This is a genomic window from Streptomyces sp. YS415, assembly GCF_023544665.1.
Taxonomy (GTDB): Bacteria; Actinomycetota; Actinomycetes; order Streptomycetales; family Streptomycetaceae; genus Streptomyces.
Window position 1 is genome coordinate 213,256 of record NZ_JAMJFL010000009.1, and the last position, 24,829, is coordinate 238,084.

23 protein-coding genes and 1 tRNA gene are annotated in these 24,829 nt (G+C 72.7%); 11 read left to right on the top strand and 13 right to left on the bottom strand.

All coding sequences use genetic code 11. The features are described 5' to 3' along the window. Positions 1–4 precede the first annotated feature (4 nt). The 5 genes from M8H82_RS14295 to M8H82_RS14315 all read right to left on the bottom strand — a co-directional run bounded on the left by M8H82_RS14295 (position 5) and on the right by M8H82_RS14315 (position 4,809). A complete protein-coding gene (locus tag M8H82_RS14295; protein ID WP_250073753.1) occupies positions 5–1,906 on the bottom strand; it encodes a copper resistance CopC/CopD family protein in 1,902 nt (633 codons plus the stop codon). A gap of 13 nt (positions 1,907–1,919) precedes the next feature. Further along, a complete protein-coding gene (locus M8H82_RS14300) occupies positions 1,920–2,390 on the bottom strand; it encodes a copper chaperone PCu(A)C (protein WP_250073755.1) in 471 nt (156 codons plus the stop codon). After that, the gene (locus M8H82_RS14305) at positions 2,387–3,037 is read right to left on the bottom strand and encodes an SCO family protein (RefSeq protein ID WP_250073758.1); all 651 of its coding nucleotides are present in this window, start codon (positions 3,035–3,037) and stop codon (positions 2,387–2,389) included. The genes M8H82_RS14300 and M8H82_RS14305 overlap by 4 nt, the downstream gene beginning before the upstream one ends. Before the next feature lie 77 nt (positions 3,038–3,114). Beyond that, complete coding sequence (locus tag M8H82_RS14310) at positions 3,115–3,867, bottom strand: YcnI family protein (protein ID WP_250073760.1); 753 nt, start codon at positions 3,865–3,867, stop codon at positions 3,115–3,117. A gap of 144 nt (positions 3,868–4,011) precedes the next feature. Continuing rightward, positions 4,012–4,809, bottom strand: a complete 798-nt coding sequence (locus M8H82_RS14315; protein WP_250073762.1) for a hypothetical protein — start codon at positions 4,807–4,809, stop codon at positions 4,012–4,014. A 223-nt stretch (positions 4,810–5,032) separates the two neighbouring features. On the opposite strand from M8H82_RS14315, the gene M8H82_RS14320 reads away from it, so the two are divergent. Beyond that, on the top strand, positions 5,033–5,521 hold the full coding sequence (locus M8H82_RS14320) for an ATP-binding protein (protein WP_250073765.1): 489 nt from the start codon (positions 5,033–5,035) through the stop codon (positions 5,519–5,521). A gap of 149 nt (positions 5,522–5,670) precedes the next feature. Here M8H82_RS14320 and M8H82_RS14325 read toward each other — a convergent pair whose 3' ends face one another. From M8H82_RS14325 to M8H82_RS14340, 4 genes are all read right to left on the bottom strand, one after another. Further along, entirely contained in the window at positions 5,671–6,885 is a 1,215-nt protein-coding gene (locus M8H82_RS14325) for an MFS transporter (protein WP_250073767.1), read from the bottom strand. Between the two features lie 68 nt (positions 6,886–6,953). Beyond that, positions 6,954–8,297 (bottom strand): PLP-dependent aminotransferase family protein, encoded by a 1,344-nt coding sequence (locus tag M8H82_RS14330; RefSeq protein ID WP_250073769.1) that lies wholly within the window; start codon positions 8,295–8,297, stop codon positions 6,954–6,956. Between the two features lie 110 nt (positions 8,298–8,407). Continuing rightward, positions 8,408–9,889: an aminopeptidase P family protein gene (locus tag M8H82_RS14335; protein WP_250073772.1), complete on the bottom strand. Its 1,482-nt coding sequence runs from the start codon at positions 9,887–9,889 to the stop codon at positions 8,408–8,410. An 87-nt stretch (positions 9,890–9,976) separates the two neighbouring features. After that, positions 9,977–11,506, bottom strand: coding sequence for a PP2C family protein-serine/threonine phosphatase (locus M8H82_RS14340; protein WP_250073774.1), 1,530 nt, complete (start codon positions 11,504–11,506; stop codon positions 9,977–9,979). Positions 11,507–12,009: 503 nt separating this feature from the next. On the opposite strand from M8H82_RS14340, the gene M8H82_RS14345 reads away from it, so the two are divergent. Beyond that, positions 12,010–12,675, top strand: coding sequence for a bifunctional DNA primase/polymerase (locus M8H82_RS14345; protein ID WP_250073776.1), 666 nt, complete (start codon positions 12,010–12,012; stop codon positions 12,673–12,675). Between the two features lie 55 nt (positions 12,676–12,730). Continuing rightward, the gene (locus M8H82_RS14350; protein ID WP_250073777.1) at positions 12,731–13,249 is read left to right on the top strand and encodes a hypothetical protein; all 519 of its coding nucleotides are present in this window, start codon (positions 12,731–12,733) and stop codon (positions 13,247–13,249) included. Between the two features lie 242 nt (positions 13,250–13,491). Here the strand turns inward: M8H82_RS14350 and M8H82_RS14355 are convergent, their stop codons facing one another. The 3 genes from M8H82_RS14355 to M8H82_RS14365 all read right to left on the bottom strand — a co-directional run bounded on the left by M8H82_RS14355 (position 13,492) and on the right by M8H82_RS14365 (position 16,199). Continuing rightward, entirely contained in the window at positions 13,492–14,457 is a 966-nt protein-coding gene (locus M8H82_RS14355; protein WP_250073779.1) for a DUF5926 family protein, read from the bottom strand. Between the two features lie 125 nt (positions 14,458–14,582). After that, a complete protein-coding gene (locus M8H82_RS14360) occupies positions 14,583–15,221 on the bottom strand; it encodes an ATP-binding protein (RefSeq protein WP_250073781.1) in 639 nt (212 codons plus the stop codon). A 147-nt stretch (positions 15,222–15,368) separates the two neighbouring features. Beyond that, the gene (locus M8H82_RS14365; RefSeq protein WP_250073783.1) at positions 15,369–16,199 is read right to left on the bottom strand and encodes a glycerophosphodiester phosphodiesterase; all 831 of its coding nucleotides are present in this window, start codon (positions 16,197–16,199) and stop codon (positions 15,369–15,371) included. Between the two features lie 256 nt (positions 16,200–16,455). Here M8H82_RS14365 and M8H82_RS14370 point away from each other — a divergent pair, with 256 nt between their 5' ends. Next, positions 16,456–17,940 carry a S1C family serine protease gene (locus tag M8H82_RS14370; protein ID WP_250073785.1) on the top strand — a complete coding sequence of 495 codons (1,485 nt, stop codon included), beginning with the start codon at positions 16,456–16,458 and terminating at the stop codon, positions 17,938–17,940. A gap of 60 nt (positions 17,941–18,000) precedes the next feature. After that, positions 18,001–18,090 (top strand) — tRNA-Ser (locus M8H82_RS14375). 50 nt (positions 18,091–18,140) lie between these two features. Here the strand turns inward: M8H82_RS14375 and M8H82_RS14380 are convergent. Next, positions 18,141–19,010, bottom strand: a complete 870-nt coding sequence (locus M8H82_RS14380) for a bifunctional DNA primase/polymerase (protein ID WP_250073787.1) — start codon at positions 19,008–19,010, stop codon at positions 18,141–18,143. Between the two features lie 345 nt (positions 19,011–19,355). On the opposite strand from M8H82_RS14380, the gene M8H82_RS14385 reads away from it, so the two are divergent. The 6 genes from M8H82_RS14385 (at position 19,356) to M8H82_RS14410 (ending at position 24,811) form a co-directional block, all read left to right on the top strand. Further along, on the top strand, positions 19,356–19,682 hold the full coding sequence (locus tag M8H82_RS14385) for a hypothetical protein (RefSeq protein ID WP_250073788.1): 327 nt from the start codon (positions 19,356–19,358) through the stop codon (positions 19,680–19,682). A gap of 177 nt (positions 19,683–19,859) precedes the next feature. Next, positions 19,860–20,753 carry an OB-fold domain-containing protein gene (locus M8H82_RS14390; RefSeq protein ID WP_250073790.1) on the top strand — a complete coding sequence of 298 codons (894 nt, stop codon included), beginning with the start codon at positions 19,860–19,862 and terminating at the stop codon, positions 20,751–20,753. Continuing rightward, a complete protein-coding gene (locus M8H82_RS14395; protein WP_250073793.1) occupies positions 20,750–21,139 on the top strand; it encodes a MaoC family dehydratase in 390 nt (129 codons plus the stop codon). The genes M8H82_RS14390 and M8H82_RS14395 overlap by 4 nt, the downstream gene beginning before the upstream one ends. Continuing rightward, entirely contained in the window at positions 21,136–22,275 is a 1,140-nt protein-coding gene (locus M8H82_RS14400; RefSeq protein WP_250073795.1) for a lipid-transfer protein, read from the top strand. The genes M8H82_RS14395 and M8H82_RS14400 overlap by 4 nt, the downstream gene beginning before the upstream one ends. A gap of 193 nt (positions 22,276–22,468) precedes the next feature. Further along, positions 22,469–23,026 carry a SigE family RNA polymerase sigma factor gene (locus tag M8H82_RS14405; RefSeq protein WP_250073797.1) on the top strand — a complete coding sequence of 186 codons (558 nt, stop codon included), beginning with the start codon at positions 22,469–22,471 and terminating at the stop codon, positions 23,024–23,026. Between the two features lie 129 nt (positions 23,027–23,155). Continuing rightward, on the top strand, positions 23,156–24,811 hold the full coding sequence (locus M8H82_RS14410) for a long-chain fatty acid--CoA ligase (RefSeq protein ID WP_250073798.1): 1,656 nt from the start codon (positions 23,156–23,158) through the stop codon (positions 24,809–24,811). Positions 24,812–24,829: the final 18 nt, after the last annotated feature.

The window sequence follows — 24,829 nt, forward strand, 5'->3', positions numbered from 1 at the left end:
GTGTTCAGCCGATCTGCGCGTTCTTGGAGACGGTCGTCTGGTCGATGTCGGAGGTCCGTACGGTCACGGCGACCTTCCAGTCGCCGGCCATGGGGAGCTGCACTCCGCTCGCCGACCAGTGTCCGGTGGTGATGTGGTCCGGGACCACGGGCAGCGGCCCGATGTCCTGGGACTCGAGGGTGAAGGCGACCTTCACCTCGGGGAGGTCGAAGGCCCGCCCGTTGGGCCGGGTGGCGTAGACGTGCATCTCGTTGGCGCCCACGCGCGCGGGGTCCAGTTCGATCCGGACGACGCCCTTGCCGTCCTCGCCGCCGGTGTCGAAGGCCATGTCCAGGGTCAGCGCCCCGGAGGCGCCGACGGAGGGCGAGGAGGCGGCGGTGGCCCGGGCGGCGTCCTGTTCCGTACGGCCCGGTTCGGTCGACGTCAGCGCGGTGGTGACCGCCAGCAGCACGAGGGCGATCCCGGCTTCGGCGAGCACCGAGCGGCGCAGCCCGAAGCGGTCGGGGTCGGCGTCCCGCAGCCGCTTCTGCCGGGCCGTGTCCATGGCGGCCCGCTGCCGGGCGAGCTGAGCGGCCCGCTCGGGATCGCCCCCGGCGGACGCCTTGACGGCCGCCTTCTCCTTGCTCGGGGACGTCCTGACGGCCGCCTTCTCCTTGCTCGGGGTGGCCTGGGCGCTCACCGCCCCCGCCAGCCGGGCCGTCCAGCGCCGCGAGATCCAGGCGACGCCGACGAGCAGCGCCACCAGCCCGATCTTGACGAGCAGCAGCTGTCCGTAGCGGGTCTCGGTGAACGCCGACCAGGAGCCGAGCTGCCGCCAGGACTGGTAGACGCCGGTCACCACGAGCGCGACCACACTGCCGAACGCCAGCGCCGAGAACCGTCGTACGGCCGTGCCGTCCACCGGGGTCTCGGGCGACCGGTACAGGGCGGTGAGCAGGGCGGTGAGGCCGCCGAGCCAGGCGGCGACGGCGAGCAGGTGGACCACGTCGACCGGCATCGCGATGCCCGGCTGGAGGCCGGTGGAGGCGTGCTCGGACATCGCCCAGCTCGCCGCGAGCCCGGAGGCCACGACGGCCCCGCCGACCGCGAGCCCGAAGGTCAGGTCCCGCTTCTCCTCGTCCTCGCGCTTGTCGTAGGCCCCGAAGAGCACCGCGATGAACAGGGCTGCCGCCGCGAGCAGCAGGAGCCGGGAGACCAGGGCCGCGCCCGTCTTGGTCTGCAGGACGTCGCCGAGGAGGTTCAGGTCGAAGATGTCGCCGACCTTGCCGGAGCCGGTGTAGGAGCCGCGCATGAGCAGCAGCGTCAGGGTGGCCGCGGTGAGGGTGAGCCAGCCGGAGACGACGAGCCGCTGCACGGCCCGCACCCCCGACCCGCGCTGCCAGCAGGCGAGCACGAAGGCGCCGCCGCCGACCATGACGACGAAGCCCGCGTAGGAGAGATAGCGCCCGAGGCCGTACAGGAAGCCGACCGCCCCGCCGCCCGCGGTCTCGCCGGAGACGGACACGGAGGTCGCCGAGGGGGCCCCGACGGAGAAGGTGAAGGCGCCCGCGACCGGGTGGCTGTCGGCCGAGACGACCTGGTAGGAGACGGTGTAGGTGCCGTCCGCCAGGCCGCCGTCGAGCTCCACGGCGTACGTCGAGCCGCCGGTGGCCGCCGGCTCCCCGGCGTCGACGCGCTTGCCGTCGGGGGCGAGGACGCGCATCGAGTCGTCGGAGAGCGCGACCTCTTCGGAGAAGGTCAGCGACACCCGGTCCGGCGCCTGTTCGACCACCGCCCCCTGCTGGGGATCGCTGCCGGTCAGCACGGCATGCGCGGAGACCGGTCCGGCACCGGCGAGGAGCAGTCCGGCGGTGGCCAGGAGCAGCAGCACCAGGGTCCGGACGCGTGGGGCGATGGTCGGGGTCAAGGGGGTCCCTCCCTCAGTGTCCGGTCGCGGGGGTGTACGTGGCCGGCTTCACCGGCATCTCGACCGTGACGGGGCCGGATTCGGCGAAGTGCAGCACCACGGACACCGTGTCGCCCTGCTGCGGCTTGCGCTTCAGCTTCTCGAACATCAGGTGGTTCGCGCCGCTTTTGAACACCACTTCGCCGTCGGCGGGCACGGCGAGGTTCCTGATCTCCCGCATCGCGGAGTCGACGGTCTCGTGGACGGTGACGGCGCCCGCGATGTCGCTGGTGACGGAGGTCAGTTCGTCCTGGGTGCCGCCGTCGTTGCGGATCGTCAGGAAGCCCGCCGCCATGGAGTCGGAGACCGGTTGGGGCATGTAGGCGCCGCTGACCGAGAGTTCGGGTCCGGATTCCCCGTCGGAGGAGTCGGAGGAACCGCAGCCCGCCAGCGCCAGCGCCAGACTCGCGGTGAGGACGGCGGCCCGGGCGCCGGGACGCCTCACGGCTTCTCCCCCTTGATCAGCTCGGGGAGGTCCGCGGTGTAGTCGTCGACGGTGGCGTCCTCGCCGTAGAGGACATAGCCGCCGTCGGTCTTCGGGGAGAAGGCGATGACCTGGGTGCCGTGCGTGGAGACCGTCTTGCCCTTCTCCTTGTGCGGCGGCTCGATGCTGATGCCGAGGGTGCGGGCGCCGGCCTGGATGGTGTCGAAGTCGCCGGTCAGGCCGACCACCTGGGGGTCGATGCCCTTGAGCCACGTGCCGAGCGCGGAGGCGGTGTCGCGTTCCGGGTCGGTGGTGACGAACACGATCCGCAGCTCGTCCTGCTGGGCCTTGGGGAGCTGCTTCTTGGCGACGGCGATGTTGTTCATCGTCAGCGGGCAGACGTCGGGGCAGTTGGTGTAGCCGAAGTAGATCAGCGTCGGCTTGCCCGCGGTCTCCTCGCGGAAGTCGTACGTCCTGCCGTGGGTGTCGGTGAGGACCAGGTCCGGCTTCTCGAACGGCTTGTCGAGGACGGTGGCGGCCTTCGCGGAGCCGGGCTCCTCGGAGACCACGGTGACGGGCGAGGCGTCGTCCTCACCGCTGCCGCAGGCGGAGAGGGTCAGGGTGGCGGCGGCGAGCAGCGCGGCCGCCGCGAACTTCTTGGTGCGCATGGCGAAATGTCCCGGGGAGGAAGGGTTCGGGCGCGCGCCGGGCCGCGAGGGCACCGGCGCGCTCCGAGAGGACGGACTCAGGTGGTGGTACGCCGACGGCCGGCGAGCACGCCGTAGGCCACGCCGATGGCGCCGACGACGATGCCCACGACGCCGAGGACCCGGGCGGTGGTGTCGCTGCTGTCGGAGTCGGCGGCGTCGGCGTTGGTGGTCGCGGCGGCCTGGGAGGCGTCGTCGGACGGCTCTCCGCTCGCCTCCTCGCTCGCCTCGGAGCCGTGCCCGTGGCCCTCCTCGGCATCGGACAGGGTGAGGACGGGAGCGGGCTTCTCCGGCTCCTCCTGGCCCTCCTGCTGGACCTCGATCCAGCGCACGACCTCGTCGTCGGAGTACGTCTGGACGGCCTTGAAGACCAACTGGTCGGCGTCCTCGGGCAGCGCGCCCATGGCGACCGGGAACTTCTGGAAGAAGCCGGGCCGGACGCCCTTGCCGGTCGCGGTCCACGTGATCTTGCTGATCGCCTCGTCGATCTTCTGGCCGTGCAGCTCGAGCGGCTTGTCCAGCTTGGTCTTGGTGACGTCCGCGGTCCAGCCCGGGACGGGCTCCGGCATCGCGGAGGCGAGCGGGGTGTCCATCGGGAAGCTGACCTCCAGCTTCACGGTGGACGCGGTGTCGCTCTCGTTCGGGACCCGGAAGTCGACGACGGCGTAACCGCCCTTGGCGGCCTCGCCCTCGGGCTGCACGCTCACGTGCGCGAGGGCGGGGGCGGACAGGGCGAGCACGGCGGTGCCGGCGAGGACGCCGGCGGCGGCGAGGCGGGAAGAGGCCTTCATTCGGGAGCACTCCACAGTGAGTGAGATTCGGTTGTTTCCGGTGGTGAAGAGGGGCGCATGCGGCATGAGGCGGCATGCGCGGGCCGCACGACGGCGGCCCCGACCGGAATCCGAGGTGGATCTCCCAGCGGAGGGCGCGTCGCGTCAGGCGGCGAGCACGAGTGCGGAGGCGGCGGCGGGCGGGCCGCGCCGGATCACCGTGTGCTGGAGCGCGGTGGTGCGCAGCGGGGGCGGTGCGAGCTCCGGGGCGCGCGGCGGGCGCGCGTCCGTGCCGGGCAGGTCCGGCAGCCCGGCACGCAGGGCGCGGACCAGGGCGAGGGCCGCGCGCAGGGCTCGTACGGCCGCCCCCTCGGCGAAGGAGTGCGCCGAGAGGTCGACCAGGCGCCGCAGGGCCAGGTCGCCGTGGCGCAGCAGCCAGCCGGCCACGAGGGCCGCCAGCAGATGGGCCAGCAGCATCGGCAGGGACGGCAGCAGCGACGCGGAGTCGGTGACGGTCCCCGCCCCGTGGTCCGGGTGGGCGGAGGCCGGCCGGAGCCGTGCCTCGGTGAGGAGCCGGTGTGCCTGGGCGGGGGTGATGGCCGCCGCCGTGCTCCCGCAGACCAGCCGGGCGGCCTCGGCGACGAGCGAGGCGTCGGAGGCGGTGGCGGTCGTGGTGGCGGTGGTCCCGTGCTGGGCGAGTCCGAACAGCGAGTGCAGCGCGGTCTGCCCGAGCGCCAGCAGCGCCGCTATGCCGGGCAGCGAGCGCTCGCGTCCGGCGAGCGGCACGGCGACCGCGAGGACCGCGAGGAATCCCGCGCCCAGCGCCCACAGGGGGATCGAGGCGTGGGAGCCGAGTGCGTGTCCGCCCGCGGCCAGCACGACACAGACCGCGGCGAACACCGCGGCCCGCAGGATCCGGACGTCGCGTCCGGGGCGCGCCGTGCGCTGGTGGGGGGCACTCATGGCGGCCCAATCATCGCACTGGTCCTACGGACCTCATGCGGCAGGTCCGCAAGATGACCTAAGAGCGGAAGGTCCCCGTCTGGCCCGAACCGCCCCCACATACACCGGCGGCGGCTCCAGACGCATCGCCCATATGGGCGGTATCACGTCAACGATGCGCTTACGGGTCGCCGTGCGCGGCAATACGTAACGGTATGTCGAGCCGCGGCCGGGAGGCTGGAGCATGAGCATCTGGTGGTCACTCCATTTGCGGCGGGAAGCTGCGAGCGTGCCGCTCGCGCGGAGGCTGCTGCTCGGCACCATGGAGAGTGCGGGCGTGGACCCGGACGTGTCGTACGACCTCTCCATCGCGCTCAGCGAGGCCTGCGCGAACGCCGTGGAGCACGGCGGGGACACCGCCCCCGACAGCGGCTCGGAGGCCTATCGCGTCACCGCCTACATCGACGGCGAGACCTGCCGGATCGAGGTCGCCGACTCCGGGCCCGGCTTCGGCGGTACGGGCCGGGGTGCGCGTCCGGTGGCGCTCGACGCCGTCGAGGCGCTCGAGTCCCGGGAGGCCATGGAGTCCGAGAACGGCCGGGGTCTGTATCTGATCCGGGAGCTCGCGGACCATGTCCACATCGGCAACAAGCCCGGGCAGAGCGGCGCCGTGGTGAGCTTCGACAAGATCCTCAAGTGGCGGAAGGACGCCGCGCCCCTGCTCGCGGTGTAGTGCGGCGCAACCCGGCGCCGCGCCGCTCTCGTGGACCGCGCCGCGGCGGTCGCGGATGAGACGACCGGCGCCCACCGTTTGCGCGGGTACGCGGCCGGCAGGGCGAGGTGGGCGGCAACCGCGCCGTGCGCCGTCCCGGCGGCCGCGCCTCAAGCCGCCCGCACCACCCCCGTACGGGAGGCCGCCGCCCACCGGGCAGTCGGCCCCATCGCCCAGGACGCCGCCAGGGTGAGCCCGCCCAGCAGCAGCCACCCGGGCGGACCCCACTGCACCAGCAGCGCGGTCAGCACCAGAGGGCCGGCCGTACGCGCCACCGTGACCCCCGTGCCGAAGAGTCCCTGGTACTCCCCGATCCGGTCCGCCGGCGCGAGGTCGAAGGACAGCTGCCACGACCCCGCCGACTGCCCCATCTCCGCGACGACCTGCAGCACCGCCCCCACCATCAGCGCCCCCACCGCGACCCGCACCGGCGCCCCCGCCGACAGCGCGAACACCGCGCACGCCGCCAGCATCACCCACCCCGACCGCCGTACCGCCCGCACGGCCGACGCGATCCCGCTCACCCCGCGCGCCATCCGCACCTGGAAGGCCATCACCGCCCCGGTGTTGAGCACGAACAGCGCGGACACCAGCCAGGCCGGCGCCTCGGTCCGCTCCGCGATCCACAGCGGCAGCCCGAGGCTGAGCAGCGGCATCCGCAGCAGCAGCACGGAGTTGAGCGCGGTGAGCACCACGTACGGCCGGTCCCGCAGCACCGCGAGCCCCGGCCCCCGCAGCGGGGCGACCGGCGCGACCGAGGGCAGCCGCAGCAACACCGCGGCACACACCACGAAGGCCACCGCGTCCAGCGCGAACACCCCGAGATAGGCGCCCCGCGTCCCCAGGTGCAGTGCCAGCCCGCCCAGCCCCGCCCCCACGGCCAGCCCGGCGTTCAGCGTCGACTGGAGGTGCGCCAGCAGTCCCGTCCGCTCCCCGGCGGACACCAGCCCCGCCAGCAGCGCCTGCCGTGCCGCGGCCAGCCCGGACTGGGCGGTGGCGTAGCCCACGGCGGCGGCCACGAAGGGCCAGAACCCCCGTACGACCAGGAAGGAGGCGACCGCCACCCCGGTCGCCACCGCCAGCAGCACCGCCGTCCCGCGCGCCCCCCGCCGGTCCGCGAGCCGCCCGAGCGGCACCCCCGCCAGCGATCCGACGGCCCAGGCGACGGTCAGCCCGAGCCCCACGCGCGCGGGTTCGAGCCCCACCACGTGGGTGAAGTAGAGCGCCGAGGTGACATAGAAGGCGCCGTCCCCGACCGAGTTGGCCAACTGGGCCAGCGCCAGGACGCGTTGCGGACCCGCGGGCGGGACGAGCGTGTTCGTCATGCCGGTGACATTAGGCCCCGACTGGATCCCTCAACAGCACCACCAAGGCCCTCGGATCGTGGCCCAATTCACCCCGCGTCGAGCACCTTCCCCAGCGCCTCCAAGGCGTCCGGGTAAGCCCGCTCCCGAGGCGTCCCGTACCCCACGACCAGTCCCTGCGGCCGCCCCTCGCCCTCCCGCGCGTGCCAGTGCTCCCCGAGCGACCCCACCGCGAGCCCGTGGGCCTCGGCCCGGGCCAGCGCCTCGGCCTCGTCGGCGACCTCGACCAGCGCGTGCAGCCCGGCGGCGATCCCGCGCACCCCGCGCCGGGACCCGAGCCGGTCCACCAACTGGTCCCGCCGTCTGCGGTACCGCAGCCGGCACGCGCGCACATGACGGTCGTAGGCATGGCTGCCGATCAGCTCGGCGAGCGCCAACTGGCCGAGCGACTCGGTGTGGTGGTCGCTGTGCAGCTTGGCGTCGGCGACCTCGTCGACGAGATGGGGCGGCAGCACCATCCAGCCGAGCCGCAGCGCCGGCCCGAGCGTCTTGGAGGCGGTCCCGAGATACACGACGTGTCCCGGCGCCATCCCCTGCAGCGCCCCGACGGGCTGGCGGTCGTAGCGGAACTCCCCGTCGTAGTCGTCCTCGACGATCAGTCCGTCCCGCGCGCGTGCCCAGTCGGTGAGCGCCCGCCGCCGCTCGGGATGGAGCGTGACCCCGGTCGGATACTGGTGGGCCGGCGTCACGACGACCGCCGCGGGCTCCCCGAGGCCGTCCACCCGGACGCCCCGCTCGTCGACCGGCACCGGCACCACGGCGCCGCCGTTGCGGCGTACGACGTCCCGGTGGAACGGCAGCCCCGGGTCCTCCATGGCGATCTCGCCGCCGTCCAGCACGCGCGTGAGGAGCGCGAGGCCCTGGACGTACCCGGAGGTGATGACGATCCGCTCCGGCGGCGCGCTCACTCCCCGGGCCCGGCCGAGGTACCCGGAGAGCGCGGTCCGCAGCTCGATCCGGCCCCGGGGATCGCCGTAGTCGTAGGCCAGCGAGGGCGCGGTGGCGATGGCCCGGCGCAGCGCCCGCAGCCAGGCCGCGGCAGGGAACGCCCCCACGTCGGGGCTCCCGGGCCGCAGGTCGAACAGCGGCTCACGCGCGCGTGCGGCGGCCTCCGCGGGCGCGGCGGCCTCGGCGGCCATGGAGGCCACCTGCGTCCCCGACCCCTGCCGAGCGGTGAAGTACCCCTCGGCGACGAGCTGGTCGTAGGCCCCCTTGACGGTGTTCCGGGAAACCCCCAGCTCGTCGGCGAGCTTCCGGGTGGCGGGCAACCGCGTCCCCGGAGTCAGCCGGCCCTCCCGAACGGCATCCCGAAGGGCCCGCTCGAGCCCGGCCCGCCGCCCGTCGGATGCGAGAAGCTCCACATGCAGGTCCACACAAACCCCCCTAGGGGCACGGGAACCGCGCGAACAGCCCCCGCACCCGCAGCCCGCAGCGATGGCCGGACACCCCACTGGTGCCCGGCCATCGAATCGACGTCAGTCTCCTACTTCTTCAGCGCGGCCATCCACGCCTCGACCTCGTCCGAGCGCCGAGGAAGCGCCGCCGACAGGTTCCGGTTCCCGTCCTCAGTCACCAGGATGTCGTCCTCGATCCGCACGCCGATGCCGCGGTACTCCTCCGGCACGGTCAGGTCGTCGGCCTGGAAGTACAGCCCCGGCTCGACCGTCAGGCACATCCCCGGCTCGAGCACCCCGTCCACGTACGTCTCCTGCCGCGCGGCAGCGCAGTCGTGGACGTCGAGACCGAGCATGTGCCCCGTGCCGTGCAGCGTCCAGCGCCGCTGCAGCCCCAGCTCCAGCACCCGCTCCACGGGCCCCTCGACCAGGCCCCACTCCACGAGCTTCGCGGCGAGCACCCGCTGCGAGGCGTCGTGGAAGTCCCGGTACTTCGCACCGGGCCGCACGGCCGCGATCCCGGCCTCCTGCGCCTCGTACACGGCGTCGTAGATCTTCTTCTGGATCTCCGTGTACCGGCCGTCGATGGGCAGCGTCCGGGTGACGTCCGCGGTGTAGTACGTGTGCGTCTCCACGCCCGCGTCGAGCAGCAGCAGGTCCCCGGGGCGCACGGGCCCGTCGTTGCGCACCCAGTGCAGCGTGCAGGCGTGCGGGCCGGCCGCGCAGATGGAGCCGTAACCGACGTCGTTGCCCTCGACCCGGGCGCGCAGGAAGAAGGTGCCCTCGATGTACCGCTCGGATGTGGCCTGCGCCTTGTCGAGGACCCTCACCACGTCCTCGAAGCCGCGCACCGTCGAGTCGACGGCCTTCTGCAGCTCGCCGATCTCGAACGCGTCCTTCACCAGCCGCGCCTCGGAGAGGTAGACCCGCAGCTCCTCGTCCCGCTCGGCGGTGACCTTGTCGGTCAGCGCGGCCTCGATGCCGGCGTCGTAACCGCGCACGACCCGCACCGGACCGGTGGCCTCGCGCAGCGCCCCGGCCAGCTCGCGCACGTCGGAGGCGGGGATGCCGTACAGCTGCCCGGCCTCGGTGAGGGAGTGCCGGCGGCCGACCCACAGCTCGCCCTGGCCGGAGAGCCAGAACTCGCCGTTCTCCCGGTCGGAGCGGGGCAGCAGGTAGATCGTCGCCCGGTGACCGTCGGCGACGGGCTCCATGACCAGGACGCCGTCCTCGGTCTGGTTGCCGGTGAGCCAGGTGTACTCGACCGAGGCCCGGAAGGGGTACTCGGTGTCGTTCGAGCGGGTCTTCAGGTTGCCCGCGGGGATCACCAGGCGCTCGCCCGGGAAGCGCGCCGACAGCGCGGCCCGGCGGGCGGCGGTCTCGGCGGCCTGGGGGATCGGCTCCAGGTCGCGCAGCTCCGTGTCGGCCCAGCCGGACTTCATGTTCTCGGCCAGCTCGTCGGACACGCCCGGGTACAGGCCGTTCTTGCGCTGCTTGATCGGCTCTTCAGACTCTTCCGGGCCCGCTGCGGTAGCAGCAATGGGCTCGGTCGGGGTGAGCTCCTCCGACACGGTCATCCTCCTTGATACGGCACTGGACCCCCTCCATCGTACGGTCGTACGGAAGGCGGCCCAGGGCCGAAGGACCTGTTACCGCGCTCATGCGAAGCGGGCGGCGAGCAGGACGACGTCCTCCGCGCCGTCCGCCGCGTCGAGACCGTCGGGCAGCACGGTCCGCAGGACGTGGTCGACAATGGCGTCCGGGTCGTGCCGGACCGCCCGGGGGACGCTCGCCGCCGCCGAGTGCAGCCGTGCGAAGGCCCGGTCCGTGGCGTCGCCGGTACGGTGCAGCAGCCCGTCGGTGTAGAGGAGAACCGTCTCCCCGGGCTCCGCCCGGAACTCCACGCTGGGCGCCTCCCAGCAGGCCAGCATGCCGAGCGGGGCGGAGACGGTGGTCTCCACGAACTCGGTGCGGCGCTCCCCGATCAGCAGCGGCGGGCAGTGCCCGGCCCCGGCGAGGGTGATCTTGCGCAGGGCGGGCTCGCAGTAGGCGAACAGGGCGGTCGCCGAGCGGGCGGGCTCGGTCAGCCGCAGCAGCAGCTCCAGGTCGGACAGGACCGCCACCGGGTCCTCGCCCTCCATCACGGCGTACGCCCGCAAGGACGCCCGCAGCCGGCCCATCGCGGCGACCGCGCTCGGCCCCGCTCCGGTGACCGAGCCGACCGCGAGGCCGAGGGCCGCGTCCGGCAGGGGCAGCGCGTCGTACCAGTCGCCGCCGCCGAGCGGCCCGGTGCGGTGCCGGGCGGCGAGCTGGACGCCGGGCACCCGGTGCAGCCGGGAGGGCAGGAGCTCCTCGGACATCGTCGCCAGGCACGCGCGCGTGCGCTCGACCTCCAGCAGCCGGGCGAGATGCTCGGCGGCGTACCGGGTGTACAGGCCGATCAGGTGCCGCTGGCGCTCGGACGGCTCGGCGGGTTCGTCGTACAGCCACACGGCGGCGCCGAGCCGGCCGGCGGCGTCGGTGCGCAGGGGGAGGGCGTAGCTCGCGGCGTAGCCGAGCCGCGCGGCCACCTCGCGGTGGCGCGGGTCGAGTCCGGACTCGGCAAGCAGGTCGGGCTGCGCGATCTCGCCGTCCGCGCCGGGCAGTCCGTCGAGGATCCTGCCGTACGGCATCGAGCCGCGCGGCACGGTCTCGATGTGGCCGAGGTCGGCGCGGGCCAGTCCGAGCCCGACGGTGCTGTCCGGGCCCCGCCCGTCGGCCGGTTCCAGCACGACGAGTGCGCGCCGGGCGCCGACGAGGGCGGAACCGGCGCGCAGCAGTTCCTGGAGGGCGTCGGACAGCGAGTCCGTGCGGGCCAGGCGTTCGGTGAGTTCGTGCAGCGTGGTGAGGTCGGAGACCCAGCCGGCGAGCCGGTCCTGGAGCAGCAGTCCGGGGGCGCCCGGCGGGGTGGGCGGTGGGACGGGGGTGGCTGCCGGGGTTCCAGAGGCCGCGGGCGCGGGCGCGACAGTGTGTGCGGGCGAGGGAACCGTGGAATCGATTCCGGCCACTTTCGGAGGGTGAGGGGCGTTCATGGCGTCCGGCTTTCCGACCGGTGCGTTTTGCTCAGAAGCATCGCAAACCCCCATGTCATTCTGCGCCGCTAGCAGTGTCTCCACATGTACACGCACTCGTGAGGGGATGTCCAGCATTGTCCTGCCGGGATTCCTGGTGTCCGTGGGTAACCGGCCCACTTCTCCCCACCCCCTTGCGTAAAGGCAAAGTTGGCTTAAAACTGCCTCAGGGAACGCCCTATTGCGGTCGACTGGGCTTGTTCCACGGAGCGTCACAGCGGTCGTGTTGGGTACGTACTCGGAGAAGGCCAGGGGTGGTTGACAGTCACCCGGAACCTGGCGGCGGACCCGGGCGTCTTAGCCACCGACGACCGTGCCCCATCCTCCCGTGGCGGAGGCGAAGAGAAGTACGCGCAACGGCAAAACGCCAGACTTCGCCACCCCACGCCAGGCCCGTGCTTTTGATCCACGCAATATGGGTGAGGCTGCCGCGGACGCAGCCGCCGTTCGGCCCATAGGGGTTCCCTCTGCTCGAAGCAGGGGTGTGATGCGCCAACAGGTACGCACAGTGAAGTGATCGACACATGGTGTGATGTGGACCACGGTGTTGCCAGCGGTGCAACGGAAAGGAACGAGCGCTCATGCGAGAGTTCCTCGGAAGGCGACGCAGGCTCCTGTCCCAGCGCAACGGCGGGAGGCCTGAGTTGCTCAGCGCGGCCCTGACCTTCGCGACTCGATGGCAGTGGCCCGTACTCCCGGGTGTGACGGCGGATCCGCAGGGACGGTCCCGGTGCGGCTGCCCCGATCCGGAGTGCACGGTGCCCGGTGCGCATCCCTTCGACCCCGGCCTCCTCGCGGCCACCACCGACGAGCGCATGGTGCGCTGGTGGTGGAGCAACCGCCCGGCGGCACCGATCGTGCTGGCCACCGGCGGCAAGGCGCCCTGCGCCGTCAGCCTGCCGGCCCTGCCGGCCGCCCAGGCCCTCGGCGCGCTGGACCGCACGGGGATGCGGCTCGGCCCCGTGATCGCCTCGCCCACCCGCTGGGCGCTGCTCGTCAACCCGTACTCCCTGGAGCGGTTGGGCGAACTGCTGTACGCCAAGGACTACGTTCCGGGTTCCTTGCGGTTCCACGGCACGGGCGGCTATCTCGCCCTGCCGCCCTCCGAGACCGGCGAGGGTGCCGTCCGCTGGGAGCGCGCGCCGAAGCCCGGCCCGGCGGCCCCGTGGCTGCCGGACGTGGAGGTCGTGGTGGACGCCGTCGTGGAGGCGCTCACTCGTACGGGTGTGAGCGCACCCGAGTTGTAGGGGTGTCGGGCGCGCGCCGGACGGGGCGCCCGCTTTCCCTCGTTATCTTCCGTCCATGAACCTTCGTCTGCTCGCCCTCGCGGGGGTCGCGGTGTGCGCGGTGGCGCTGCCGCTCGCCGTGGCATCCGCCGGGCAGGTGGGCGAGGGGAACTCCGCCCTGCGGCCGTCCGCTTCCCCCGACGCGAAAGCGCCCTCCCCGTCACCCCCGGGGCTCGGTCTCGGCCTGGCGACCGCCGCGCGCTGCGGACCCGAACTCACCTCGCCCGAAGGCATCGAGGCGCAGACCTGTGTGCTCACCCAGGGCGAGCGGACATGGGCGCGCACCTACTACCGCAACACCACCGGTACGCCGCTGGACGCGGTGCTGAGCCTGATGGGGCCGGGCGGGCGCAGCGTGCAGATGCGGTGCGCGGTGGGCGCCGAGGACGAGCCCGGCAGCTGTGAGACGCCCCGCGAGGACACCCGGGGGGAACCGGCCGACTACACGGCGGTCGCGGAGTTCGCGGCCGCCGCAGACGAGGGCCCGCTGCTGCTGCGGTCCGGGAGCAACTCGGCCCCGCCTACCGGCAGTTGACGGGCGGCGGCTTTCTGTGAACGGCCGCGCACATGAAAAGACCCGGTTGCTGGCGACGGGGGATGCACCAGCAACCGGGCTACTGGAACGGTAACAAGAGATCGGCGGTTCGCAAATTCGATCCGGCCTTTCCGGTCACCGATTCCCCTGCGGTGAGCGGGAGTTGTGATCGGAGTCACCTGTGGCGGCGACCCCCTGCGGCTGACCGGTCGGTCAGCCGCGAAGGCCCTTCCCGCGGTGCGTCAGCTGAGCGTGACCTGGCGATTGGTCAGGCCGCCCCGCGCGCGGCGCTCGTCGGCGGTGAGCGGGGCGTCCGTGGCCAGCGCGGTGGTGAGGCGCTCGGCGAACTCGGCGGCCGGCTTCTCCACGTCCTGGGCGCCGACCCCGCTCGGCAGGTCCCAGACCGGGACGGTGAGGCCGTGAGCGCGGAAGGAGCCCACGAGCCGGGTGCCCTCGCCCAGGCTCGACCCGCCGGCCGCGTGCAGTCGCGCCAACGCGTCCAGAAGTTGCTCCTCGGGGTACGGCATGACCCAGCGCAGGTGGTTCTTGTCCGGCGTCTCGCACCAGTAGGCGGCGTCCACGCCGGTCAGCCGCACGGTCGGGATGGCGGCGGCGTTGGCCCGCTCCAGGGAGGCGGCCACCTCCGGCGTGGCGTTCTCCGCGTCCGGGACCCAGAACTCGAAGCCCGCGTGCACAACTGGCTCGAACGCGCCTTCGGGGTCGAGCAGGTCCTGCAGCCGCGGACCGTCGGCCGGGGCACGCCGCGCCTGCACCGGGGTGCCGGGCTTGGCCTCGAGGGCGCGCCGGAGGGTGTCGGCGAGATCGCGGCTGATGTCGCCGGACGCCGTGTCGTTCTGCAGGCCCAGCAGGACCGAGCCGTCGTCACGGCGCAGCGCGGGCCAGGCCATCGGCAGCACGGTCGCCAGCGTGACGGCCGGAACGCCCTCGGGCAGGCCGTCCTTGAGGGGCAGCGCGACGGTGGCGGCGGGCACCAGTTCGCGCAGGGCCACCCAGTCGCACTCGCCGGGCAGGCCCTCGAAGGGGCGCTGCACCAGCTCGGTCACGGCCTCGGCGGCGGCCTTGCCGTGACAGGCCTTGTAGCGGCGGCCGCTGCCGCAGGGGCAGGGCTCGCGGGCGCCGACGACCGGGATCTCCCCGTCCTTGAGCTGCGGGCGCGCGGCCTTCGTCTGGGGTCGCTTCTTGGCCATGAGGGTGTCTCCCGGAAACGGCTCGTCTGGTACGGCGGGAGCCTAGCTGTTCACGCCATGGCCGACGCGACCCTGTGGACAACGCGTCCCGGGTCCGCCTCGTGGTCCGCTCGGTGACCGGAGGGTCAGTCCAGGTCCTCGAACGCGTCCGCGAAGTCGAGTTCGGGCATCGCGGCGACCGACGGAGCGGCGACGCGCATGGCGAAGTCGTCACGGCGGTGTCCGGCGGCGCGGTCGTGGACGTCGTCGTGGACGACCACCCACACCGTGACCTCACCCCGGGCGTCGTCGCGTACGCCCCAGTCGTCGGCCAGCGCGGTGATGATGTTCAGCCCGCGGCCGCCGTGCGCGGTGACCGAGGGCGTGGCCGGAGCCGGGCGGGTGGGCCCGCCGCCGTCCGTGACCTCGACCGTGAGCCGGCCGGACGCGTCCACCCGCCATGCGGCCCGGACGTCACCGTCCCCGGCCAGGGCGTCGCCCAGTGGCCGACCGTGTTTGCACGCATTGCTCAAGAGTTCGGAAAGAATCAGTACGGCATCGTCGATGACCGATTCCGCGACACCGCCCATGCGCAGCTGATCGCGCATCCGGTGTCGCGCTTTGCCCACGCCCGCAGGGCCATGGGGTACGGCCATGCTCGACGACGTGGGCACCTCCTGTGCCACCACCAACGCCACCCCCGAGACCTCCTTCGCCCCACGCCACGGTGTGGATGCCCCATTGGCCTGTACCGGAAACCGGCCAATGCAGGTCCGGTGACGCATTCGAAACGATCGAATACGGACCGAACGCGCCGGAGCACTCCCTGTAACTGCCTGGCTGGAAATCGACGGTGTGGCCGAGAGTGGAGGATGGGGCCGGTGGGACCACCGGGTCAAGAGGTCGTACCGGGGCAGATGGGTTGCCGCAGCTCAGCGGCTGCCGAGCTGCTGCCGCACGGCGCGCGGGCGGTTGGTGATGATGGCGTCCACGCCGAGCTCCGCGCAGAGATCGACATCGGCCGGCTCGTTCACGGTCCAGACGTGCACCTGGTGACCGGCGCGCTTGAGGCGCTCGACGTACGTGGGGTGATTGCGCACGATCCGGATCGACGGGCCCGCGATCCGTACCCCCGCCGGCAGCCGTCCGTCGCGCAGCCGGGGCGAGACGAACTGCATCAGATAGACCGTCGGCAGCGTCGGCGAGGAGGCGCGCACACGGTGCAGCGAGCGGGCCGAGAAGCTCATCACCCGGACCGTGGAGTCGTCGGCGGAGGCCGGGGAGTCCAGGCCGAACCGCTTCAGCAGGTGCAGCAGCCGCTCCTCGACCTGGCCCGCCCAGCGGGTGGGGTGCTTGGTCTCGATGGCCAGTTCCACCGGGCGCCCGGCGTCGGCGACCAGTTCCAGCAGGCGCTCCAGGGTGAGGACGGAGGTGTCCTGCGGGTCCTCCGGGCGGACCTCCCAGTCCGGCTCCTCGTCCCGGTTGCGCCAGGTCTCGCCTCTCTTCCAGGAGCCGAAGTCCAGCGCGGCGAGGTCGGCGAGCTCCAGGGCGGAGACCGCGCCGCGGCCGTTGGAGGTGCGGTTGACGCGGCGGTCGTGGACGCAGACGAGGTGGCCGTCCGCGGTGAGGCGGACATCGCACTCCAGGGCGTCCGCCCCGTCCTCGATGGCCTTCCGGTACGCGGCGAGGGTGTGTTCGGGCGCGTCCTCGGACGCTCCGCGGTGGGCGACGACTTGGGGCGTGGGCCGGCGTGCGTGGGTCACCGCGTCATGGTGCCACCGAGAGGGGGTAGGCGTGTCGACGGAGAAGCTGGGATGTGTCCTTTTCGTCGTACATGACCTATATAAAGAATGGTCGCGGACCCACAGGCACCGCTTATGGTGCTCTGACGGCCCGTGGGAAAAGCTGACGGCATACAAAAAGACCTGCACAGCTGAAGCGCACCGGGCCGTCGACACACGTGAACGGGCGTAACCGAGTGCGACCGACAACGACAGCCGTGGATCGAGGAGAAAAGCTGTGAGCACCGAGAACGAGGGCGCCGCGGTACCCCCGGCCCCGTCCGCACCCCCCGTGCCGGTGGACGCTCCCGCTGCTCCGGAGCCGCAGGGCCACCCGGCTCCCGACACCGGCGCCCCGACCACCCCGCTCCCGCCGGTGCCGCACAGCGCGCCGCCCGCGGGCGCCGCGGGACCGGAGCCGACACAGGCACAGGGCATCCCGGCGGCGCCGCAGGGCCCGTCGGCACCGGACGCGTCCTGGCCGCCCCCCGCCCCGGCGGCCCCCGCCTACGCCCACGCCCACCCCGGCCCGGACCCCGCCTCCGGCGGCGGCGCGGGATCGGGCACGGTCTGGGGCGCGGCGTACCAGCAGCCGGCGCCCGCGCCGAAGTCCGGCCGGCGCGGTGGCCTGATGGCCGCGGTCCTGATCGCCGCGCTGGTCGCCGGCGGTCTCGGCGGCGGGCTCGGCTACACCCTGGCCAAGGACGACACGAACTCCTCGACGACCGTCGCGGCCTCCGACACCGGCGGCGACGTCAAGCGCGACGCGGGCACCATCGCGGGCGTGGCCCAGAAGGCGCTGCCCAGCACCGTCACCATCGAGGCGGCGAGCAGCAGCGGCGAGGGCGGCACCGGCACCGGGTTCGTCTTCGACACCGAGGGCCACATCGTCACCAACAACCACGTGGTGGCCGAGGCCGTCGACGGCGGCAAGCTGACGGCGACCTTCCCGGACGGCAAGAAGTACGACGCGGAGGTCGTGGGCAACGCCCAGGGCTACGACGTAGCGGTCATCAAGCTCAAGAACGCCCCCTCGGGACTGAAGCCGCTCACCCTCGGCAACTCCGACAAGGTGGCGGTGGGTGACTCGACCATCGCGATCGGCGCGCCCTTCGGCCTGTCCAACACGGTGACGACGGGCATCATCAGCGCCAAGAACCGCCCGGTGGCCTCCAGCGACGGCACCGGCAGCAACGCCTCCTACATGAGCGCCCTGCAGACGGACGCGTCGATCAACCCGGGCAACTCCGGCGGCCCGCTGCTGGACGCCCAGGGCAATGTGATCGGCATCAACTCGGCGATCCAGTCGGCGGGCAGTGGCCTGGGCGGCACCAGCCAGTCCGGCTCCATCGGCCTGGGCTTCGCCATCCCGATCAACCAGGCGAAGGTCGTCGCCCAGCAGCTGATCAAGACCGGCAAGCCGGTGTACGCCAAGATCGGCGCCTCCGTCTCGCTGGAGGAGGGCACGGGCGGCGCGAAGATCACCGAGCAGGGCGCGAGCGGCTCGGACGCGGTGGAGCCGGGCGGCCCCGCGGCCGACGCGGGCCTCAAGCCCGGGGACGTCATCACCAAGCTCGACGACCGCGTGATCGACTCCGGCCCCACCCTGATCGGCGAGATCTGGACCCACCAGCCCGGTGACAAGGTCGAGATCACCTACGAACGCGACGGCAAGACCCGTACGGTCGAACTGACCCTGGGCTCCCGGGTCGGCGACAGCTGACACCCCCGCCGCCGGGCCCACCCGTTACTCTTGTCCCGCGCCGGATCAACACCGGCGCGGGGAGGCGTGCCCGAGCGGCCTAAGGGAACGGTCTTGAAAACCGTCGTGGCAGCGATGTCACCGTGGGTTCAAATCCCACCGCCTCCGCCACCGAGGGGGGCCGCCGGACACCGGCGGCCCCCCTCGTGCGTGCACCGCCCTCACGCCCCGTGTCCCGTCATCCGGGCCGCCGAGGCGATCGTCGCCCGGGCCTCCCGTTCGGTCAGGCCCGTGTCGAGGGCCGCTTCGACCAGGGGGGCGACCAGGGCGGGGCCGATGCCGTCCTCGTAGGCGCGGCAGGCCGCCCAGAACAGGCGGGTGTTGCGTTGCCCCTCGTGCGCGGCGAGGACGAACTGCACCAGGCCCCGGCCGTGGTCGCCCGCCGACACCGGCACCGGGTTCTGCGGCGCGCGGGGCGGTGGGAGCAGCAGGCGCAGGAGCGAGGGCGGGCAGGCCGCGGGGGCCAGGTGGGTGGTGCCCGGCGCCGTGCCGTAGACGCCGTGCTCGGTGCGCGAGCCGGGGCCGACGAGGTAGCCGCCGGCGCCGCGGATGTCGATGCCGGGGGCCAGCCGGCCGGCCGAGTTGGGGACGACCACGTCCGCGGGGCCGCTGAGCCAGAGATGGCGCCCGCCGCTCGGGGTCAGGACGACCACGGTGTCGGGGATGGTGAACAGGTGGCGCAGGGCCAGTTCCCGCAGCGCGGCGGAGGAGTCCGTGCCCGACTTGGTGTCGAGGTCGATGCCGATCAGATGGTGGGGCGGGAGGCCGCACGCGATGCCGTAGCCGGTCGCCCAGGGTGCGGCGGCGAAGAGTGCGCGGATCCGCGCGGGGTCCGTCGAGGCGTCGTAGACACCGTGCCCGAAGCGGCCGCATTCGCCGTGGCAGGGCGCGGCCAGGGGGTCGTCGCGATGGGGGGAGCGCAGGGCCGGGAGTTTCGTCCGGGACAGGGGGATGACGGCCAGTCCGCGCTCCGCGGCTGACAGGGCGTGGGCGAGGGCCAGCGTCGTGGCCTGCCGGTCGGTGGTGGCCATGGACCCATGTTCGTACGCGTGTTCGAAAAAGGGAAGAGGGTCCGGCCCCCGACGCGCCCGGAAGGCCGGATGACGGCGGAAATGTGCCGGAACGCTTCCCCTCTTGCGGCGCTTGGGGCGGGCTGTCCCTACTGCCCTGACCTGGGCGGTCCGGGTGGGCAAAGGGGTTTATCGACTTGTCATCACGCTTGAGGGCGAATCGCGGCGTTAGGGGTGGTTCGCCGGGGATTCGGTGGGCAATTCTGGATTCGCGACGTCGTGCACAACGCCAAGCCGGTGGGCCAACTGCCTTGGCAGGAGCCGTGGTTCACGTGCTTCACGTACTTCACGTTCTGGAGGAACAACATGGCAAGCATCCGTACCGTCCGCGTCATCGCCGCCGTCTCCGCCCTGCCGCTCGCCGCCGCGCTCTTCGCCGGTGTCGCCTCGGCGGACAACGGCGCCATCGCGGACGACGGATCGAGCGCGGCCGTCACCAATGCCTGGCAGGGCATCCTCGGCAGTGGTGTGGGCGGGGCCAACAACGGCAACTCGTCCACCACCCAGCAGCAGGCGATCGGCTCCGGTGCCTCGAACCAGAGCAACACCGCCCAGGTCGACGGTTCCGCGTTCACGGCCATCAACCAGGGGAACGACAACGTGGCCGTCAACTTCACCCCGCTGTGGTGGTGAGCTGAGGGCCGGCGTTCACGCCGCCGGTCCCGGTCTCCCGAGTGGTGTGCATGGGGTGTGACACGTCCGCGCGGCGGTGCTACGGCACCGCCGCGCAGGCGTTTGTGCCCGGCATGCGCGGTCTTGACTCCCCATCAGATCTGACGGACAGTCAGAAACGTGAGAGGGGAGGGAGTCGTGCGCACCGAAGCAGACCTGACCGAGCGGCTCAAGGCCTTCGAGGGCCGGCCCGCCGCCACCCGGGCCACCGGCAAGGACCCCGTCAACCTGCCCATGATCCGCCACTGGTGCGAGGCCCTCGGCGACACGAACCCGGCCTACTCGGGCCCCGACGCCATCGCCCCGCCCACCATGCTCCAGGCGTGGACGATGGGCGGCCTCCTCGGTCACACGGGCCGTTCGGCGGCCTACGACGACCTGCTCGGCCTGCTCGACGCGACGGGCTGCACCTCCGTCGTCGCCACCGACTGCGAGCAGGAGTACCTGCGCCCCCTGCGCCCCGGCGACGAGATCACCTTCGACACCGTGATCGAGACCGTCTCGGACCGCAAGACCACCAGGCTCGGCACCGGCCACTTCGTCACCACCCGCACCGACATCCGGGTCGGCCCCGACCTGGTCGGCACCCACCGCTTCCGCATCCTCAAGTACGCCCCCGCCCGACAGGCCGAGAAGCCCCCGCGCCCCCGCCCGGTCGTCAACCGCGACAACGCCGGCTTCTGGGAGGGCGTCCGGCAGCACCGGCTCCTCCTCCAGCGCTGCACCGCCTGCGCCACCCCCCGTCACCCCTGGCTCCCCGGCTGCAACGCCTGCGGCAGCCTCGACTGGGACACCGTGGAGGCGAGCGGCGAGGGGACGGTGTACTCGTACGTCGTCATGCACCACCCGCCCTTCCCGGCCTTCGCCCCGCCCTACGCCGTCGCCCTGATCGAGCTGCCGGAGGGGGTGCGGATGCTCGGGAACGTGGCCGGGGTGCCGTACGACAAGGTGCGGATCGGGCTGCCGGTCCGGGTCGAGTTCCGGGCCCACGACGAGGAGCTGACCCTTCCGGTATGGCGGGTGGCCGCATGAGGGCCGGTGCGGAACTGCCGCCGCTGACCGTCCCCGTCACCCGCACCCTGATCGTCGCCGGAGCCATCGCGTCGCGCGACTACCAGGACGTCCACCACGACCCGGAACTCGCCCGGCGGAAGGGCTCCCCGGACATCTTCATGAACATCCTCACCACCAACGGCCTGGTCGGCCGCTACCTCACCGACCACTTCGGCCCCACGGCCGTGCTCCGCACGCTCTCCATCCGCCTCGGCGCCCCCAACCACCCCGGCGACACCCTGGTGCTGACCGGCCGCGTCGAGGAAGTCGACGGCGACACGGCCACCGTGCGCGTCGTCGGGACGAACAGCCTCGGCGCCCATGTGACCGGCACGGCCACCGTCACGCTCGGAGCCGCCCCGTGAGCGCGGCGATCGCCGGGATCGGGGCGACGGAGTTCTCCAAGGACTCCGGCCGCAGTGAGCTGCGGCTGGCCGTGGAGGCGGTGCGGGCGGCGCTGGACGACGCGGGGCTGACCCCCGGCGACGTGGACGGGATGGTCACCTTCACCATGGACACCAGCCCGGAGATCACCGTGGCCCAGGCGGCCGGCATGGGCGAGCTGTCCTTCTTCTCCCGCGTCCACTACGGCGGCGGCGCCGCCTGCGCCACCGTCCAGCAGGCCGTGCTCGCGGTGACGGCCGGGGTGGCCGAGGTGGTCGTCTGCTACCGCGCCTTCAACGAGCGCTCGGGCCGCCGCTTCGGCTCCGGCGTGCAGCGGCGCGAGCCGTCGGCGGAGGGCGCCGCGCTGGGCTGGGCGCTGCCGTTCGGCCTGCTCACCCCGGCGTCCTGGGTGGCGATGGCGGCCCAGCGCTATCTGCACACCTACGGCCTGACCCCCGAGGCCGCCTTCGGCCCCGTCGCCGTCACGGCCCGCCGGCACGCGGCCACCAACCCGGCCGCCTGGTTCCACGGCCGCCCCATCACCCTCGCCGACCACGCCGCCTCCCGCTGGATCGCCGAGCCGTTGCGCCTGCTGGACTGCTGCCAGGAGACGGACGGCGGCCAGGCGGTCGTCGTCACCTCCCTGGAACGCGCCCGCGACCTCCCCCACCCGCCGGTGGTGGTCGCCGCGGCCGCGCAGGGCGCCTCCCGGGGCCAGGAGCAGATGACCGGCTTCCACACCGGCGACCTCACCGGCCTCGCCGAGTCGGCGGTCGTGGCCCGCCGGCTGTGGCTCACGACGGGACTCACCCCCGCCGACATCGACGTGGGGATCCTCTACGACCACTTCACCCCGTTCGTGCTCATGCAACTGGAGGAGTACGGGTTCTGCGCCCGCGGCGAGGCGGCGCACTTCGTGGCGGAGGGCCGGCTGCCGCTCAACACCCACGGCGGTCAGCTCGGCGAGGCGTACCTCCATGGGATGAACGGCATCGCGGAGGGCGTACGCCAGATCCGGGGCACTTCGGTGAACCAGGTCCCCGGGGCGGCCCGGGTGCTGGTGACGGCGGGGACGGGGGTGCCGACCTCGGGCCTGCTGCTGACGGCGGACGGATGACGGCGGCGGGCGGTGGACGACGGCGACAGCCGACGGCGTACGGAGGTCCCCTGGGGGTCATCCCGGAGTAGCCCTCGCCCTCTCGTCCACCCTCAGGAGGTGGAGCTGACCCCACCCCTACAACCTGAGGCGGACTCTGCTTCGGGACCTCCGGCCGATGAGCGAACCTGGTGCCCGCTCCTAGCGTGGAGCCATGACCACTCCCGTCTGCACACGCGCTTCGAACGCCGCCGCACCCAGGGCGCAGACCCTTCCGTACCCGTCGTTCTCGTCGTACGTGCGGGCCCGCCAGCCGGTGCTGCTGCGTACCGCCAGGTCGCTGACCGCGAACCCGTGCGACGCGGAGGATCTGCTCCAGACCGCGCTGACCAAGACGTATGTCGCCTGGGAGCGCATCGAGGACCACCGCGCGCTCGACGGCTATGTGCGCCGGGCGCTGGTGAACACGCGCACCTCGCAGTGGCGCAAGAGAAAGGTCGACGAGTTCGCGACCGACGAGCTGCCCGAGCCGGAGCCCTGCCCGAGCGGCTCCGACCCGGCCGAGCAGCAGGCGCTGCACGACGCGATGTGGCGGGCGATCATGAAGCTGCCGGCCCGGCAGCGGGCGATGGTCGTCCTCAGGTACTACGAGGACCTCAGCGAGGCCCAGACGGCCGAGGTGCTCGGCGTGTCCGTCGGCACCGTGAAGTCGGCGGTGTCCCGGGCGCTCGGCAAGCTGCGCGAGGACCCCGGACTGGCCCTGTCGCGTTAGCGTCATCCTTTGGTGAGCGCAACGTGATGTGATCGATCACCCTCCCCTAGTGACATACCACGCGGTATGCGCGCAGAATCTCGGCAACCCGTACCACCGCGTAGGCAATGCCGCCCCGGGAGGACCACCGTGCTGAGCACCATGCAGGACGTACCGCTGCTGATCTCCAGGATCCTGGCCCACGGGTCGACGATCCACGGCACATCACAGGTGACCACCTGGACCGGCGAGGCCGAACCGCACCGCCGCTCCTTCGCCGAGATCGGCACACGCGCGGCCCGGCTGGCGCACGCGCTGCGGGACGACCTGGGCGTGGCGGCCGACGAGCGGGTCGCGACCCTGATGTGGAACAACGCCGAGCACGTCGAGGCGTACTTCGCGATCCCCTCCATGGGCGCGGTGCTGCACACCCTCAACCTGCGCCTCCCCCCGGAGCAGCTGGTCTGGATCGTCAACCACGCGGCCGACCGGGTGGTGATCGCCAACGGCTCCCTGCTGCCGCTGCTCGCCCCGCTGCTCCCGCACCTGAAGACGGTCGAGCACGTGGTGATCTCGGGCCCCGGCGACCGCGGGCTGCTCGCGGACGCGTCCGTGCGGGTCCACGAGTACGAGGACCTGATCGCCGGCAAGCCGGACACCTACGACTGGCCCGAGCTGGACGAGCGTGCGGCGGCGGCCATGTGCTACACGTCCGGCACGACCGGCGACCCCAAGGGCGTGGTGTACAGCCACCGTTCGATCTACCTGCACTCCATGCAGGTCAACATGACTCAGTCGATGGGCCTGACCGACGAGGACACCTCCCTGGTCGTGGTTCCCCAGTTCCACGTCAACGCCTGGGGCCTGCCGCACGCCACCTTCATGACCGGCGTCAACCTGCTGATGCCGGACCGCTTCCTGCAGCCGGCCCCGCTGGCCGAGATGATCGAGCGCGAGAAGCCGACGCACGCGGCGGCGGTGCCCACCATCTGGCAGGGCCTGCTGGGCGAGCTGACGGCGAACCCGCGCGAGGTGTCCTCCCTCGGCCAGGTCACCATCGGCGGCTCGGCCTGTCCGCCCTCGCTCATGAAGGCCTTCGACGAGCTCGGCATGCGGGTCTGCCACGCCTGGGGCATGACGGAGACCTCCCCGCTCGGCACGATCGCCCGTCCGCCGGCCCACGCGGTGGGCACGGACGACGAGTTCGGCTACCGCCTCACCCAGGGCCGCTTCCCCGCCTCGGTGGAGGCCCGCCTCACCGGCCCGGGCGGCGAGCGCCTGCCCTGGGACGGCGAGTCGGCGGGCGAGCTGGAGGTGCGCGGCCCGTGGATCGCCGGCGCCTACTACAACGGCCCCGACGCCGAACCCCTGCGCCCCGACGACAAGTTCAGCGAGGACGGCTGGCTGAAGACGGGTGACGTCGGCACGATCAGCCCGGACGGCTTCCTGACCCTGACGGACCGGGCGAAGGACGTCATCAAGTCCGGCGGCGAGTGGATCTCGTCGGTGGAGCTGGAGAACGCCCTGATGTCCCACCCCGAGGTCGCCGAGGCGGCCGTGGTGGCGGTGCCCGACGACAAGTGGGGCGAGCGTCCGCTGGCCACGGTGGTCCTGAAGGAGGGCTCGACGGCCGACTTCGCCGCCCTGCGCACCTTCCTCGCCGACCAGGCCGGCATCGCCAAGTGGCAGCTCCCGGAGCGCTGGACGGTCATCGAGACGGTGCCGAAGACGAGCGTCGGCAAGTTCGACAAGAAGGTGCTGCGCCGGCAGTACGCGGAGGGCACGCTGGACGTGACCCGGATCTGACCCGGATCTGACCCGGAT